Below are 15,152 nucleotides of genomic sequence, written 5' to 3' on the forward strand. Positions count from 1 at the left end.
CTAGGATGAGGGGATGGTAGGCGCCTCTGAGAACGACCGGCTCGTATGGATCGACTGCGAGATGACGGGACTCGACCTGGCCGTCGACGAACTCGTCGAGATCGCGATCGTCGTCACCGACTTCGAGCTGAACGTGCTCGACCCGGGGTTCCAGATCGTCATCAAGCCCGACGACTCGGCCTTGGCGAACATGGGCGAGTTCGTCACCGAGATGCACCGTTCGTCGGGCCTGCTCGACGAGATCCCCCACGGCGTGAGCCTCGCGGATGCCGAATTCCAGGCGCTCGAGTACATCCAGCGCTTCGCGCCGCTGGAGGGCAAGGCCCCGCTCGCCGGGAACACGATCGGCACCGACCGGATGTTCCTCGCGAAGTACATGCCGCGCGTGGACCGCTGGCTGCACTACCGCAACGTCGATGTGTCGAGCATCAAGGAGCTCTCGCGCCGGTGGTACCCGCGCGCCTACTTCAACGCGCCCACCAAGAACGGCGGCCACCGCGCCCTCGCCGACATCCTCGAGTCGATCCGCGAGCTCGCGTACTACCGCAAAGCGGTCTTCGTTCCCGAGCCCGGACCCACGAGCGACGAGGCCAAGAGCGCCGCAGCGTCGGCCGTTTCGTCGTTCTCGCGCGACGTATGACATAATCGTTCAGTTGTCCGCTGCGGCAGACACATGGTGGCTATAGCTCAGTTGGTAGAGCACCGCGTTGTGGTCGCGGGGGCCGCGGGTTCAAGTCCCGTTAGCCACCCCACTCTCGAAGGCCCGCCTCCCCGGCGGGCCTTCGTGTTTCACGGATGCCACGGGCCGAGCGACCGTAGAATCGTCAGGACGACGCGGCTCGGCATCCCGTCGCGTTCGTCCGAGCGACCGGGAGGCCTAATGAACGACGATGTCGACGATGCTCCGGCTCTGGCGCTCGACGCCGCGCAGTTCGAGCGACTCGTCGTGGACGAACTGGATCGTCTGCCGGATGACATGGTCGACGGGCTCGACAACGTGATCTTCGTCGTCGAGGACCGCCCCGAAGACGGCTCGCTGGATCTGCTCGGTCTGTACGACGGCTGGGCGCTCACGGAGCGTGAGCGCTACGGCACGGGGGAACTGCCCGACCGGATCATCCTCTACCGGGAAGCTCACCTGGCCGCCTGCGCGGACGAGGATGAATTGCGCGACGAGATCCACACGACCCTCGTGCACGAGATCGCCCACTTCTACGGCATCGACGATGCCCGTCTGCACGAACTGGGGTGGGCGTGATGGCCGGTGCCGCCTTCCCCGAGCTCGATGAGATCACCGACGTCGAGGTCGCTCCCCCGTCATCGTGGCAAACCGTGGTGTGGAACGATCCGGTGAATCTCATGAGCTATGTCGTCCACGTCTTCCGCACCTATTTCGGCTTCGACGCTGCCACCGCGCACCGACTCATGCTCTCGGTGCACCACGACGGACACGCCGTCGTGGCCCGCGGCCCGCGCGAACTGATGGAAGCGCACACCCAAGCCATGCACGAGTTCGGCCTGTGGGCGACGGTGCGAAAGGACCCCTTGTGAGCGAACGCATCATCGTCCTCGAAGTCAGCGGCCTCGAGGCCCTCCACCTCGCCGGCATCGTGGGCCAGTTCCGTGATCTCGTCGTGGATGCCGGGCGCGACGACGACCCCGCGGTCGCGCGGCTCCTTCCCGATGCCTATCCAGACGACGAGGCCGCCAGCCGTGAGTTCCGTCGCCTGACCGGCGCCGACATGCTCGATCGTCGCGCCGCCGACGCCCGCACGGTGCTCACCACGCTCGGCATGGACGGCGACGACCTCGACCCGACGAGCGACCCCGACACGACCATCTCGGTGGCCCTCGGCGAAATCGAGGCGCAGGCCTGGATGCGGACCCTCTCGGCGGTGCGTCTCGTGCTGGCGACCCGGCTCGGCATCCAGAACGACGACGACCACCGCCCCGACGACCCTCGCTTCGGGATCTACGACTGGGTCGGGTATCGCCTGGACGGTCTGGTCGCCGCGCTCGACCGGCGCGACGATCAGACCGGGGCGGAGAAGTAGAGCGCGAATCTCACGGCAGAACGACGACGAGCGACGCGTGCGCGTGCGGCGCGTTCTGCGTCAGGTGCCGTTCTTCTTGGGCGGCCCACCGCTCCCAGTGAGGCCGGTAGGTCTCGCCATCGCGTCCCAGGGCGCGACTCTTGCGCGACGTGTCCGGCGCGTCGACCCACACGCGGACGTCGGCGAGGGGCGCTGCCGCCGGCGTGAGCACCCCCGAGCCCTCGACGACGAGGGGAAGCGAGGGATCGACGGCGTGGGCTTCTGCGCGCGCGCCCGCCTCCCAATCCCATCGCTCCCACACGCCGACCTTCCCCTTCGCGTGCGGGAGCAGGATCGACTCGCGGGCATAGTCCGCCCCCTCGGCCAGTCCGTCCCACCCGGGGTAGAGGTCGTCGAGCGCGACGAGCTGCACGCGGCCGTTGCCGGGCCACGCGGAAACCAGGCGCCGGGCGAGGCTGCTCTTGCCCGCACCACTACGGCCGTCGATCACGACCACGGGGTTGGCAGCCCCCAGCGCCGTCACGCGCGCCACTATTGCGGCGACGGCGGACCGAAGTGCCTCGTCGAGGGGATCGGCACTACTTCTTGAGAGCGCGGATGACACGGCTGAGCGCGCGACCGGCGACCCACACGAAGGGGATCGCAACGGCGAGGAACGACACCACGTTCGGCTCGAACCGGAGGTCGTCGCCGCGCCGGATGTACGCACCGAGGGGCACTGAGTACCCGCCGCCGCCACCCCCGCCGTTGCCCTGCTCGTCGGACCCGCCACCGTAGCCGGCCCAGGTGAGCGCGACCGGGACGAGACGCACGCCGTCGACGTCCTGCTGCTCTCCGTAGGCGGCGGTGACGCCGAAGCTCGTGGACTGCTGGCCGAGTTCCAATGCGATGTTGGGCATGGCCCCACCGTACCGGGCCACGCGCTCCCCGCCCAGGGGCGTTGCGCCGACCGGGGACGCCGTGTCAGTGCTCGTACGACGGCCGCGGATTCGTCGGCAGAGCGCCGCCGCCGCGCGTCGGCCCCAGCAGGGATCCGCGCGTCACCGCGCCCCGCCCGAAGCGCGCGGTGGCCCCGTCGAGCGCCCCCTCGACGCGCCGCCACTCCGCATCGTCGTCCCACAGCGTGGCTGCCGCGGACGCCGGTCGTAGCTTCTCTCCGCGAACCCCGACCAGGCGCACGGCCTGGCGTCGGTCGATGCCGTCGAAGAGCTCGATCGCCGCGTCGCCGATGCGCTGGCCGACCGACGTGGCCTCGGGGAGAGTCCGCGAGCGACTGAGCGTGGTGAAGTCGCTGAAGCGCACCTTGATCGAGATCGTCGAGGCTTCGAACCCCTGGCCGCGCAACCGCGCACCGACGCGGTCGGCCAGACGGCGCAGCTCGACGTGGAGCGTGCGCGTGTCGGTGATGTCAGTGTGGAAGGTCTCTTCGTGCCCGACGCTCTTCTCGACCCGCCCCGTGTGCACTTCGCGGGCGTCGATCCCGCGCGCCAGGTGCCAGATACGCTCGCCCATCGCGGGCCCCAACGCGGTGTCGAGCACAGGGCGCGGCGCATCGATCACATCGGCGACGATGCGGATGCCGCGGGACTCCAGCGCCTCGGCGGCCTTCGGCCCGACCCCCCACAACGCGCGCACCGATCGCGGTCGCAGGAACGCTTCGGTGTCGGCGGCGGCGACGATGAGCAGGCCGTCGGGCTTCGAGATCGTCGAGGCCATCTTCGCCACGTGCTTGGTCGCCGCGACCCCCACGCTGCAGGTGAGGCCGGTCTGCTCCTTCACCCGCACGCGCAGATCACGCGCGATCGTTCCGGGACTCCCCCAGAGCCTCCGCGCGCCGCGCACGTCGAGGAACGCCTCGTCGATGGAGAGCGGCTCGACCAGCGGGGTGATCTCATCGAAGATCGCCATGACCTGGCGCGACATCTCGGTGTAGCGCGTGTACGGCGGGTTGACGACGATCGCCGTCGGGCACATCCGCAGGGCGACGGCGACCGGCATCGCCGATTTCACCCCGTACCGGCGGGCTTCGTACGAGGCGCTCGACACGACCCCACGCCCCTCGGAGCCGCCGATGATGAGCGGCTTGCCCGCCAGCGACGGATCGTCGAGCACCGCCACCGAGGCGAAGAACGCGTCCATGTCGACGTGGAGGATGCCAGCGCCCGTGTCGTCGGCACCCGGCGGGGACACGATGCGCCCCGTTCCGTCTCCGCGTCCCATGGCATCCATTCTGCTCCGGGCCTCCGACATGCGGGCCGCGAACCGGCGAACGTCCCCCGCTCGCCGCGCACCACACCCTGACAGCGACGGATGCCACGGCCCACCGGCGCGAAGCCGGTGACGCCGTGGCATCCGGTGACTTACTGTGCGGCGGCGCGCTCCAGAACGAGCTCGCGCACGCGCGCGGCGTCGGCCTGGCCCTTCATGGCCTTCATGACCGCACCGATGACAGCACCGGCGGCCTGGACCTTGCCGTCGCGGATCTTCGCCAGCACGTCGGGCTGGGCCGCGAGAGCGTCGTCGATCGCGGCGATGAGCGCCCCGTCGTCGGAAACGACCGCGAGACCGCGGGCGTCCACCACCTCTTGCGGGCTGCCCTCGCCAGCGATGACGCCCTCGAGCACCTGACGGGCGAGCTTGTCGGTCAGCGTTCCCGCGTCGACGAGCTGCTGGAGGGCGGCCACGTGCGCAGCCGACACGAGGTCGGCCGCGTCGCGCTCCTGCACGTTCGCGACCCGCGTGATCTCACCGGTCCACCACTTGCGCGCCGCGGCGGGGGCGGCACCGGCCGCGATCGTCTCGGCGACCGCGTCGAGCAGGCCACCGTTGGCGACGTCCTGGAACTCGAGATCGGTGAAGCCCCACTCCGCCTTGAGCCGGCGCCGACGCGCGGCGGGCGGCTCGGGCAGCGCGGCACGCAACTCCTCGATCAGCTCGGGCGCCGGAACGACGGGGAGCAGGTCGGGCTCGGGGAAGTAGCGGTAGTCGTCGGCATCCGACTTCGGACGACCGGGAGAGGTGCGCCCGGTGTCTTCGTGCCAGTGACGCGTCTCCTGCGTGATCGTGCCGCCCTTCGCGAGGATCGCGGCCTGCCGCTGGATCTCGTATCGCACGGCGCGCTCGACCGACCGCATCGAGTTGACGTTCTTCGTCTCGGTGCGCGTGCCGAGCTTCTCTTGGCCGCGCGGGCGCAGCGAGACGTTCGCGTCGCACCGGAGGTTTCCGCGCTCCAGGCGCGCCTCGGAGATTCCGAGCGCCCGCACGATGTCGCGGATCGTGGCGACATACGCCTTGGCCAGGGCCGGAGCGGAATGCTCGGCGCCGACGATCGGCTTGGTCACGATCTCGACCAGCGGCACACCCGCGCGGTTGTAGTCGACGAGGGAGTACTCCGCGCCCTGGATGCGACCGGTAGCCCCGCCCATGTGCGTGAGCTTGCCCGCGTCTTCTTCCATGTGCGCGCGCTCGATCGGCACGGTGACGATCGTGCCGTCTTCGAGCTCGACCTCGACCGAACCCTCGAAAGCGATCGGCTCGTCGTACTGCGAGATCTGGTAGTTCTTGCCGAGGTCGGGGTAGAAGTAGTTCTTCCGGGCGAAGCGGCTCGACGGCGCGATCGAGCAGCCGAGGGCAAGCCCCAGGCTGATCGACGAGCGGATCGCTTCCTGGTTGACCACCGGCAGCGCGCCCGGGAGTCCCATGTCGACCGGCGCGACGAGGGTGTTGGGAGCGGCGGTGTGGTTCGCCTCGTTCGCGGGGTTGGGTGCGGCCGAGAACATCTTGGTCGCCGTGTTCAGCTCGACGTGCACCTCGAAGCCGAGGACCGGCTCGAACATCTCGAGCGCCTCGTCGAAGTCCATCAGCGCATCTTTCGCCATCAGCGCGACGCTCCGTTCGTGAGAGAGGGGGCCTGATCCAGCAGCGGACCGCCCCACTGGTCGACCAGCAGCGCCTCGAGGGCGGCGCCGACGCGGTAGAGACGGGCGTCTTCGCGCGCGGGGGCGAGGAATTGGATGCCGACGGGCAGACCGTCTTCTGCTGCCAGCCCGCTCGGGATCGAGATGCCCGGAACTCCCGCGAGGTTCGCGGGAATCGTCGTGACGTCGTTGAGGTACATCTGCAGCGGGTCGTCGATCTTCTCGCCCAGGCGGAACGCGGTCGTCGGCGCCGAGGGGGTGGCGATCACGTCGACCTCCGCGAACGCGGCGTCGAAGTCCTGCTGGATGAGCGTGCGCACCTTCTGGGCGCTGCCGTAGTAGGCGTCGTAGTAGCCCGCCGACAGCGCGTAGGTGCCCAGGATGATGCGGCGCTTGACCTCGGGACCAAAGCCCGCGTCGCGCGTGGCGGCCATGACGTTCTCGACCGTGGGGGTGCCCTGCGGCGTGACGCGCAGACCGAACCGCACCGAGTCGAACTTGGCCAGGTTGCTCGAGGCCTCGGCGGGGAGGATCAGGTAGTACGCGGCGACGCCGTACTCGAAGTGCGGCGCGCTGATCTCGACGATCTCGGCACCCTGGGCCTCCATCGTGGCCAGCGCCGCGCGGAACGAGGCGGAGACGCCCTGCTGGAAGCCGCGGTCGTCGAGCTCGCGGATGACCCCGACCTTCAGCCCCTTCAGCACTTCACCGGTCGCGCCCTCGCGGGCGGCAGCGGCGAACGAGGGCCACGCGTCGGACAGCGAGGTCGAGTCGTGCGGGTCGTGCCCGCCGATGACGTCGTGCAGGAGGCCGGCGTCGAGCACGGTGCGCGTGACCGGACCGACCTGATCGAGGCTGGATGCCAGGGCGATCGCGCCGTAGCGGCTGACCCCGCCGTACGTGGGCTTCACGCCCACGGTGCCGGTGACGTGCGCGGGCTGGCGGATCGATCCGCCGGTGTCGGAGCCGAGGGCGAGCGGGGCCTCGAACGCGGCGACGGCCGCGGCCGAGCCACCACCGGATCCGCCGGGGATGCGGTCGAGATCCCACGGGTTGCGCGTGGGGCCGTACGCCGAGAACTCCGTCGACGAGCCCATGGCGAACTCGTCCATGTTGGTCTTGCCGAGGGGCACCAGGCCCGCGGCGCGCGAGCGCGCCACGACCGTGGCGTCGAAGGGCGACATGTATCCCTCGAGGATCTTCGACCCGCTCGTGGAGGGCATGTCGGTGGTGACCAGCACGTCCTTCACCGCGAGCGGCACACCCGCGAGCTCGCCGAGCTGTTCGCCGGCGGCGCGACGGCGGTCGATGTCGGCGGCGACCTCGAGAGCGTGATCACTCACGTGGAGGAAGGCGTGGACGTCGCCGTCGACGGCGGCAATGCGGTCGAGGTGGGCCTGCGTCGCCTCGACGCTGGACACCTCGTTGGTCGCGAGAGCGGCGGCCAGGTCGGCGGCGCTCAGGCGGGTGATGTCGGTCACTGTTCTTCTCCGAGGATCGCGGTCACCCGGAACCGGCCGTCGGCCTGGTCGGGAGCGTTCTGCAGCGCCTGGTCGCGAGTAAGCGTGTCGCCCACGACGTCGGGACGGAAGACGTTCTGGAGCGGGATCGGGTGGCTCGTCGCGACGACATCGGGCGTTGCCACCTCGGACACCTTCGCGATGTTGTCGACGATGGCATCCAGCTGACCGGTGAGGCGCTCGACCTCCTCGTCGCTCAACTGGATCCGAGCGAGCACACCGAGATGGCGCACGAGATCAAGGGTGATTTCAGACACCCCCCAAGTCTAGTTCGCGGGCACCGCACGCCGAGACCGGCAGCACCCTACGCTGGGGGCGTGACGATCTTCGAGCCGCCGCGCCCCTGGACCGCCAGCTACGCCCCCGGCGTGCCGGAAGACCTCGAACCGCAGACGGGGTCGCTCGTCGACATTCTCGACGCGTCGACCCGCGACTACCCCGATGCCCCCGCCCTGGAATTCTTCGGGCGCGAGACCACGTACGCCGAGCTGTCGGCCGAGGTCTCCCGGGTCGCGGCCGCCCTCGCGGCCCACGGCGTCCGCGCCGGCGACCCGGTCGCGATCGTCCTCCCCAACTGCCCGCAGCACATCGTCGCGTTCTACGCCGTCCTGCGGCTCGGCGCCGTCGTCGTCGAGCACAACCCGCTCTACACCCCGCGCGAGTTGCGCAACCAGTTCGAGGATCACGGAGCGAAGCACGCGATCGTGTGGAGCAAGGTCGTGGCGACGGTGCAGCAGTTCCCCGCCGATCTCCAGATGGACACGCTCATCTCGGTCGACGTGACGCAGGCCATGCCGCTGCGCATGCAGGTCGCGCTTCGTCTGCCCATCGCCAAGGCGCGCGAGGCACGAGCGGCCCTGACCGAGAAGACCACGGATGCCACGCCCTGGGCCGAGGTCGTGCGACACGATCCACTGCCCGAGGCTCACCCGCGGCCGACGGTCGACGACCTCGCGATCATCCAGTACACGAGCGGCACGACGGGCATGCCGAAGGGCGCGATGCTGTCGCACGCGAACCTTCTCTCCAACGCCGCGCAATCTCGCGCGTGGGTTCCGTCGATCGTGCGGGGCCAGGGGTGCGTCGTCTACGCCGTGCTCCCCATGTTCCACGCCTACGGCCTGACGCTGTGCCTGACCTTCGCCATGTCGATGGGCGCGCGCCTGGTGCTGTTCCCGAAGTTCGACCCCGACCTCGTGCTCGCGGTGACGAAGAAGCACCCGGCCACCTTCCTGCCGCTCGTGCCGCCGATCGCCGAGCGTCTGCTGGCCGCCGCCGAGGCTCAGGGGGTGTCGCTCGCCGGGACCGACATCGCCATCTCGGGCGCCATGGCGCTCCCGCACGACCTGGTCGTGCCGTTCGAGAAGGCGACCGGCGGGTACCTCGTCGAGGGCTACGGGCTCAGCGAGTGCTCCCCCGTCCTTATGGCCAACCCGGTCGCCGAGAACCGTGTCCCCGGCACCGTGGGGCTGCCGCTTCCCGGCACGGAGTGCCGTGTGGTCGATCCGGACGATCCCCGAACCGATGTCGAGCCGGGCGGACGCGGTGAGCTCCTCGTGCGCGGTCCGCAGGTGTTCTCGGGCTACTACGGCAAGCCGGAAGAGACCGACGCTGTGTTCGTGGACGGATGGTTCCGCACCGGCGACATCGTCACCATCGACGAGGGCGGCTTCGTCCGCGTCGTCGACCGCATCAAGGAGCTCATCATCACGGGCGGCTTCAACGTCGCGCCCACCGAGGTCGAGAACGTGCTGCGGCAACACCCCGCCGTCGCCGACGTGGCAGTCGTGGGAATTCCCAGCGAGCACTCCGGCGAGGACGTGGTCGCGGCGGTCGTTGCCGCCCCCGGCTCCCACCTCGACCCCGAAGAGGTGCGGACCTTCGCGCGCGGCATCCTGACCCCGTACAAAGTGCCGCGGCGCATCGTTGTCGTTGACGAGCTGCCGAAGTCGCTCATCGGCAAGGTTCTGCGACGCCAGGTCAAGGAACGGTTGAGCGCGGGCTGACCCGCCCGCGGGTGGGGCGCAAGCCGGGTACGTCGCGCGCCACAGGACTCGCTTCCCCGGGCGCTCCACGAGGCGCGCTCACGCCTGAAACGTTCCCGGCCGCGGTTGTGCTCGCGCCGGAACGGTGTAGTCGGGGTCGTCCGGAAAGTGCCCGGAGCGGTCGTCCCACGTCAACTGGAGGACGGGGACCGACGCCTCGGCCGGCCGCTGATAGAAGCGATTGGCCCCGAAGACGATCTCGCCGGCGTTCGGCACGACCTCCACGCGCATCCGGTGCGGCCAGCCGTCGAGGGCGAGGACCTCACCGGGCATGAGGTCGCGGCCCTCGCTCACGAGACCGGCGATCTCGTTCAGCACACCGTGGGCGGTGCCGGGAGTCACTGAGAAGATCAGAAGCTCGGGATGCCCGAGTCCGAACAGCCCGATCGTGTAGGCGAACGAGGACGGTTCGGGTTCCGGCCCGCACGTGACGTACTCGATCGACACGCGGTGGGCGCGGATCGTCTCGACGAGACGACGATCATCCTGGTCGAGAAAAGCGACGATCTCTGCGTCGGTGGGTTCCATGGGTCTCCTTACGGTCACTCGGGAGCGTAGGGAAATCGCCCCCGTGAGCCGCGGAACTCTCCACAGATCACTCCTCCACAGGTGCCCCTTCTTCCGCGGGCGGGAGTGCCCCGGGACCCTGCGTCACGAGGAGGTGGAAACCCGCGGCATCCAAGATTCGGAGGCCGAGCTCTTCGGCCTTGGCGAGTTTGGAGCCGGCACCCGGCCCCGCGGCGACGAAATCGGTCTTCTTCGACACGCTCGAGGCCGCTTTGCCCCCGGCCTGAAGGATCGCCTCCTGCGCTCCCTCACGGGTGTAACCCTCGAGCGAGCCGGTGGCCACGACCGTGAGTCCCGCGAGCACTCCCCCGGCCGCCGCGGCGGCTCCGGGCCCGGGGTGCCCGGGGATGGCGAAGCGCACCCCGGCCGCCGCCCAGCGCTCCACGATTTCGCGGTGCCAGTCGACCTCGAACCAATCGATCACCGCGTCGGCGATGATCCCACCCACCCCCTCGACGGCGGCGAGCTCATCGCGAGACGCCGCGCGGATGGCATCCAATGACCCGAACCACTGGGCGAGAGCCCGTGCCGCGACCGGACCGACGTGCCGGATGTTCAGCGACACCAGCAGGCGCCACAGGTCTTTCGTCTTGGCCTTCTCGAGTTCGGCCACGAGTTTGATCGCCTGCTCCGACGGGCGCACCTCGCGGTGGTCTTTCCGGATGCCGCGACGGCGGCGTTCGGCCGGATCGAGGTCTTCCGTGCCGGGCGGGTACGTTGCCGGGCCGAGCTTCTGGAACGGTGCACGCCGGACCTCGTCGCCGATCTTGCGCTCGCCGGTTTCGGCGTCGCGCACGACCACCTCGATGGGGACGAGCTGCTCCACCGTCAGATCGAAGAGCCCCGCCTCGGTGTCGAGCGGAGGTTCGGCGGGAACGTCGGGCTGTGTCAGCGCGGCGGCCGTCACCTCACCGAGCGCCTCGATGTCGAGGGCCCCGCGGGAGCCGATGTGTTCGACGCGTCCGCGCACCTGCGCCGGGCATGAGCGCGCGTTGGGGCAGCGCAGATCGATGTCGCCCTCTTTGGCGGGGCGCAGGGGCGTTCCGCACTCGGGGCAGTCCCGAGGCATGACGAAGGCGCGCTCCGTCCCGTCGCGCAACTCGACGACGGGCCCGAGAACCTCGGGGATGACGTCGCCGGCCTTCCGCAGCACGACCGTGTCACCGATGAGCACGCCCTTGACCTTGACGACGTCTTGGTTGTGCAGGGTGGCCTGGCGCACGACGCTGCCGGCCACGCGCGCGGGCTCCATGACGGCGAAGGGCGTCGCGCGCCCGGTGCGCCCCACCGAGACGACGATGTCGAGGAGCTTCGTGTTCACCTGCTCGGGCGGGTACTTGTAGGCGATCGCCCAGCGCGGCGCGCGACTGGTGGCGCCGAGCTCGTCGTGCAACGCGAGTTCGTCGACCTTGACCACCACGCCGTCGATCTCGTGCTCGACGTCGTGCCGGTGCTCACCGTAGTGCGCCACGAACGCCAGCACCCCGTCGACGGAGGGCTCTACGCGGCTGTACGGCGAGGTGGGCAGGCCCCACGACTTCAGGAGGTCGTAGACCTCGCTCTGGGCGGCGACCGGCGGATCGGGCCAGGCGCCGATGCCGTGCACGTAGAGCGCGAGCGAGTCGATGCGCGCGAGACCCGCCTCGAGTTCGAGCCCGGCCTTCTTCTCGATCTGTTGCCGCAGCCCGCCGCTGGCGGCGTTGCGCGGATTGGCGAAGGCCGGAAAGCGCCGGGCCGCGGCCTGTTCCGCCTTCTGCTCGTCGAACACCTTCGCCCCGCCGCGGCGTGCCCCGGCGCGCTCGCGGGACTCGGCCGCCGCACGCTCCCGGTACTCGCCCTGGAGCCGATTCAAGTTCTCGAAGGCCGCCACCGGAATGAAGACCTCGCCGCGCACCTCGACGAGAGCGGGGTGCCCCTCCCCCTCGAGTTCGCGGGGAATCCCCCGCACGCGCAGCGCATTGTCGGTCACGATCTCCCCCACGCGCCCGTCGCCGCGGGTGGCCGCGGACGTCAGCACGCCGTTCTCGTACCGCAGGCTGATCGCAAGCCCGTCGATTTTGAGTTCGCTGAGCCACTGCACGGGTCGACCGGCGGACGCCTGGGTCTTGACGGCCCAGTCCCGCAGCTCATCGGCGGAGAAGACGTTGTCGAGACTCAGCATCCGCTCGGCGTGCGTGATCGTGTCGAGGTCGGTCGCCTCGGCCGCACCCACCGATTGCGTGGGGCTGTCCTGCCCCTGCAGCTCCGGGTACAGCCGCTCGATCGCCTCGAGCCGATGCATCCAGCGGTCGTAAGTTGCGTCGTCGACCAGCTCGGCATCCTGCCCGTAGTAGGCGTCGCGCGCCCCCATGATGCGCTGCGTCAGGTCGCCCACCTCGGCGCGCGCCTCATCGAGGGTCAGGTCGGGAAGCTGGTCGTGCTCGGTCACGTCCCCAGCTTAGGTTCGAGCTCCGACATGCGACCTCGCGTTGCGCGCCGGGTCACGCCCCCGTGAGCAGCGGAGGAGAGGGGGCCGACGGAGGGCGGAACCGCCGCGCACAGTCCTCCCTACGCCCCATGCCCTTCGCTCTTCACGAGCGCGACAGAGCGGATGCCACGACGCCCACGCCGCACGCCGCCACGCTTCGCCGCACGCCGCCACGCTCCGCCGCACACCGCCCCGCGCGGCCGCACGCCGCCACGCCGCACGCCGCTCCGCCGCACGCCGCCGCACACCGCATCCGCGGCGCGGAGCCCCGGTCAGGCCCCGACCGGAACCGCCGAGACCGTGCGGTCGATCGTGAACTGCCCGATCACGCGCGTGCCGTCGTAGAGCACGGCGGTCTGCCCGGGCGCGACGCCGTCGAACGGCGTCTCGGGTCGCACGGTCAGCACGCCATCCTCGAGCTCCGCCGAGGCGGGTACCGGGTCGGCGTGCGCGCGAATCTGCACGTGGCAGGCGAACGAGTCGGACTCGGGCACGCGGCCGGCCCAGGTGAAGCGCTCCCCCGCGATCTCGGAGCACGCCAACGCCTCTTTCGGCCCCACGACCACGGTGTTGTTCACCGGCCGCACCTCGAGCACGAACCGCGGCTTGCCGTCGGCCGCGGGAACGCCCAGCTGCAGCCCGCGGCGCTGCCCGACGGTGAACGCGTGCGCTCCCTCGTGCGTTCCGACGACGGCGCCGGTACGGTCGAGGATCTCGCCGCGCTCCGCGCCCACCTTGTCGGCAAGCCATCCGCGGGTGTCACCGTCGGGGATGAAGCAGATGTCGTGGCTGTCGGGCTTCTGCGCCACCGACAGACCGCGCTCCTCCGCCTCGGCGCGCACGATCGCCTTGGACGGCGTCGACCCCAGCGGGAAGTAGGTGTGTGCGAGCTGCTCGGCCGTGAGCACACCGAGAACGTACGACTGGTCTTTCGCCTGGTCCGAAGCGCGGTGGAGCTCTCGGCCCTCGGGCGTGTCGACGAGGGCGGCGTAGTGCCCGGTGCATACGGCGTCGAAGCCGAGCTCGATCGCGCGCTCGAGGAGCGCGGCGAACTTGATCTTCTCGTTGCAGCGCATGCACGGGTTCGGTGTGCGGCCGGCGCGGTACTCGGCGACGAAGTCGTCGATCACGTCGTCGCGGAACCGCTCCGAGAAGTCCCAGACGTAGAACGGGATGCCGAGCTTGTTGGACGCACGCCGGGCGTCCATGGCGTCTTCGATCGTGCAGCACCCGCGGCTTCCCGCCCGCAGCGTCCCGCCGGCACGGGAGAGCGCCAGGTGCACGCCGACGACGTCGTGCCCCGCCTCGACCGCGCGTGCCGCAGCCACCGCGGAGTCGACGCCACCACTCATCGCCGCCAGAACTCGCATGGTTCCAGTCTACGAACCGCCCGCTGAGCGGGCGCCGGATGCCACGGCCCGTTCGTAGGCGTGCGGGAGAGCCGCCAGCACGGCCTCGACGTCCGCCGCGGTAGATGTACGGCCGAGGCTCAGCCGGAGCACCGACCGCGCCGCACGCGCATCGAGTCCCAGCGCGAGCACGACGTGCGACGGTTCGGCGACACCCGCCTGGCAGGCCGAGCCGGTGGAGACGGCGATACCCGCCATGTCGAGCAGGAACAGCAGGGTCTCCCCCGCCGCGTCCGGGAAGAGCACGTGCACGTTCCCGGGCAGACGGTCATCGGGATCGCCGAGCAGCCGCGCGGCGGGAACGGCGTCCCGGATGCCACGCACCAGGTGGTCGCGCAGCGCGCTCAGTCGCACGCTCTCGGTCTCGCGCTCGGCCTCGGCGGCCACCGCCGCCGCGGCGAACGCGGCCGCCCCCGCGGCATCCTGCGTCCCGGCGCGCAGGCCGCGCTGCTGCCCGCCCCCGTGGAGGACGGGAGTCATGCGCGCGTGCCGGGACACCACCGCGGCCCCCACCCCGACGGGGCCTCCGACCTTGTGCGCCGACACCGACAGCGCCACGAGGCCCACCGGGCCGGACGCGTCGCCACGCCACCGCGCGAAGTCGACACCGACCTGTCCGAGCGCCGACACCGCGTCGAGGTGCAGGGGAACCCCCGCCTCGGCGGACACGCGCGCGAGGCCGGCGGCATCCTGAACCGTCCCGACCTCGTTGTTGGCCACGAGCGCGGTCGCCAGGGCCGCGTCGGGGAGAGCCGCCGAGAACGCATCGAGGTGGATCCGTCCGAGGTCGTCCAGCGCCACCGGGCGCACCCCGGCGCCCGCCTCGGCCGAAAGCCAGCCCACGGTGTCGAGGGTCGCGTGGTGCTCACCGTCGGGGAGCACGACGGTGTCGGTCGCGGGGTCGCGCGCCCACCACAGGCCCTTCAGGGCGAGGTTCGCCGCTTCGGTGCCGCCAGAGGTGAGGACGACCTCGATGGGCTGGCATCCGAAGACCTCCGCGAGCCGCTCGCGCGCGTCTTCCAGCAGCCGGCGGGCCGCCTGACCGGCGCCGTGGATCGACGAGGGGTTGCCGAGCACGTCGTGCGCGACGAGCCACGCCTCGCGGGCCTCGGGCCGCAGGGGGGTGGTCGCCGCGTGATCGAGGTAGACCTGCATTCGCCCTCCCGGCCAGCC

At 70.6% G+C, this 15,152-nt stretch carries 15 protein-coding genes and 1 tRNA gene; 6 read left to right on the forward strand and 10 right to left on the reverse strand.

Annotated elements, in window-relative coordinates; all coding sequences use genetic code 11:
- Window positions 1-13 precede the first annotated feature (13 nt).
- The 5 genes from orn (at window position 14) to ACU6WY_RS08010 (ending at window position 2,054) form a co-directional block, all read left to right on the forward strand.
- Window positions 14-640 carry an oligoribonuclease gene (gene orn / locus ACU6WY_RS07990; RefSeq protein ID WP_483819148.1) on the forward strand — a complete coding sequence of 209 codons (627 nt, stop codon included), beginning with the start codon at window positions 14-16 and terminating at the stop codon, window positions 638-640.
- Between the two features lie 36 nt (window positions 641-676).
- Window positions 677-752: transfer RNA gene (locus ACU6WY_RS07995), tRNA-His, on the forward strand.
- A gap of 128 nt (window positions 753-880) precedes the next feature.
- Window positions 881-1,258 carry a metallopeptidase family protein gene (locus ACU6WY_RS08000; RefSeq protein WP_483819149.1) on the forward strand — a complete coding sequence of 126 codons (378 nt, stop codon included), beginning with the start codon at window positions 881-883 and terminating at the stop codon, window positions 1,256-1,258.
- Window positions 1,258-1,551, forward strand: a complete 294-nt coding sequence (clpS, locus tag ACU6WY_RS08005) for an ATP-dependent Clp protease adapter ClpS (protein WP_483819150.1) — start codon at window positions 1,258-1,260, stop codon at window positions 1,549-1,551. Before ACU6WY_RS08000 ends, clpS begins: the two co-directional genes overlap by 1 nt.
- Window positions 1,548-2,054, forward strand: a complete 507-nt coding sequence (locus ACU6WY_RS08010; protein WP_483819151.1) for a DUF2017 family protein — start codon at window positions 1,548-1,550, stop codon at window positions 2,052-2,054. The genes clpS and ACU6WY_RS08010 overlap by 4 nt, the downstream gene beginning before the upstream one ends.
- Window positions 2,055-2,064: 10 nt before the next feature.
- On the opposite strand, the gene ACU6WY_RS08015 is transcribed toward ACU6WY_RS08010, so the two are convergent.
- The 6 genes from ACU6WY_RS08015 to gatC all read right to left on the reverse strand — a co-directional run bounded on the left by ACU6WY_RS08015 (window position 2,065) and on the right by gatC (window position 7,748).
- Window positions 2,065-2,577, reverse strand: a complete 513-nt coding sequence (locus ACU6WY_RS08015; protein WP_483819152.1) for a nucleoside/nucleotide kinase family protein — start codon at window positions 2,575-2,577, stop codon at window positions 2,065-2,067.
- Between the two features lie 55 nt (window positions 2,578-2,632).
- Entirely contained in the window at window positions 2,633-2,953 is a 321-nt protein-coding gene (locus ACU6WY_RS08020) for a hypothetical protein (RefSeq protein ID WP_483819153.1), read from the reverse strand.
- A 64-nt stretch (window positions 2,954-3,017) separates the two neighbouring features.
- Window positions 3,018-4,274: a DNA polymerase IV gene (gene dinB, locus ACU6WY_RS08025; protein WP_483819154.1), complete on the reverse strand. Its 1,257-nt coding sequence runs from the start codon at window positions 4,272-4,274 to the stop codon at window positions 3,018-3,020.
- Between the two features lie 140 nt (window positions 4,275-4,414).
- The gene (gene gatB / locus ACU6WY_RS08030) at window positions 4,415-5,932 is read right to left on the reverse strand and encodes an Asp-tRNA(Asn)/Glu-tRNA(Gln) amidotransferase subunit GatB (protein ID WP_483819155.1); all 1,518 of its coding nucleotides are present in this window, start codon (window positions 5,930-5,932) and stop codon (window positions 4,415-4,417) included.
- Entirely contained in the window at window positions 5,932-7,452 is a 1,521-nt protein-coding gene (gene gatA / locus ACU6WY_RS08035; protein ID WP_483819156.1) for an Asp-tRNA(Asn)/Glu-tRNA(Gln) amidotransferase subunit GatA, read from the reverse strand. Before gatA ends, gatB begins: the two co-directional genes overlap by 1 nt.
- Window positions 7,449-7,748, reverse strand: a complete 300-nt coding sequence (gene gatC / locus ACU6WY_RS08040; protein WP_483819157.1) for an Asp-tRNA(Asn)/Glu-tRNA(Gln) amidotransferase subunit GatC — start codon at window positions 7,746-7,748, stop codon at window positions 7,449-7,451. The genes gatA and gatC overlap by 4 nt, the downstream gene beginning before the upstream one ends.
- 60 nt (window positions 7,749-7,808) lie before the next feature.
- Here gatC and ACU6WY_RS08045 point away from each other — a divergent pair, with 60 nt between their 5' ends.
- Window positions 7,809-9,497: a long-chain-fatty-acid--CoA ligase gene (locus ACU6WY_RS08045; RefSeq protein WP_483819158.1), complete on the forward strand. Its 1,689-nt coding sequence runs from the start codon at window positions 7,809-7,811 to the stop codon at window positions 9,495-9,497.
- A gap of 78 nt (window positions 9,498-9,575) precedes the next feature.
- Here the strand turns inward: ACU6WY_RS08045 and ACU6WY_RS08050 are convergent, their stop codons facing one another.
- The 4 genes from ACU6WY_RS08050 to ACU6WY_RS08065 all read right to left on the reverse strand — a co-directional run bounded on the left by ACU6WY_RS08050 (window position 9,576) and on the right by ACU6WY_RS08065 (window position 15,134).
- Window positions 9,576-10,064 carry a DUF4262 domain-containing protein gene (locus tag ACU6WY_RS08050; protein ID WP_483819159.1) on the reverse strand — a complete coding sequence of 163 codons (489 nt, stop codon included), beginning with the start codon at window positions 10,062-10,064 and terminating at the stop codon, window positions 9,576-9,578.
- Between the two features lie 67 nt (window positions 10,065-10,131).
- Window positions 10,132-12,453: an NAD-dependent DNA ligase LigA gene (gene ligA, locus ACU6WY_RS08055; protein WP_483821878.1), complete on the reverse strand. Its 2,322-nt coding sequence runs from the start codon at window positions 12,451-12,453 to the stop codon at window positions 10,132-10,134.
- Between the two features lie 389 nt (window positions 12,454-12,842).
- The gene (mnmA, locus tag ACU6WY_RS08060; protein ID WP_483819160.1) at window positions 12,843-13,940 is read right to left on the reverse strand and encodes a tRNA 2-thiouridine(34) synthase MnmA; all 1,098 of its coding nucleotides are present in this window, start codon (window positions 13,938-13,940) and stop codon (window positions 12,843-12,845) included.
- A 9-nt stretch (window positions 13,941-13,949) separates the two neighbouring features.
- Window positions 13,950-15,134 carry a cysteine desulfurase family protein gene (locus ACU6WY_RS08065; RefSeq protein WP_483819161.1) on the reverse strand — a complete coding sequence of 395 codons (1,185 nt, stop codon included), beginning with the start codon at window positions 15,132-15,134 and terminating at the stop codon, window positions 13,950-13,952.
- Window positions 15,135-15,152 lie beyond the last annotated feature (18 nt).

This window comes from Microbacterium sp. ZW3a, assembly GCF_057167165.1.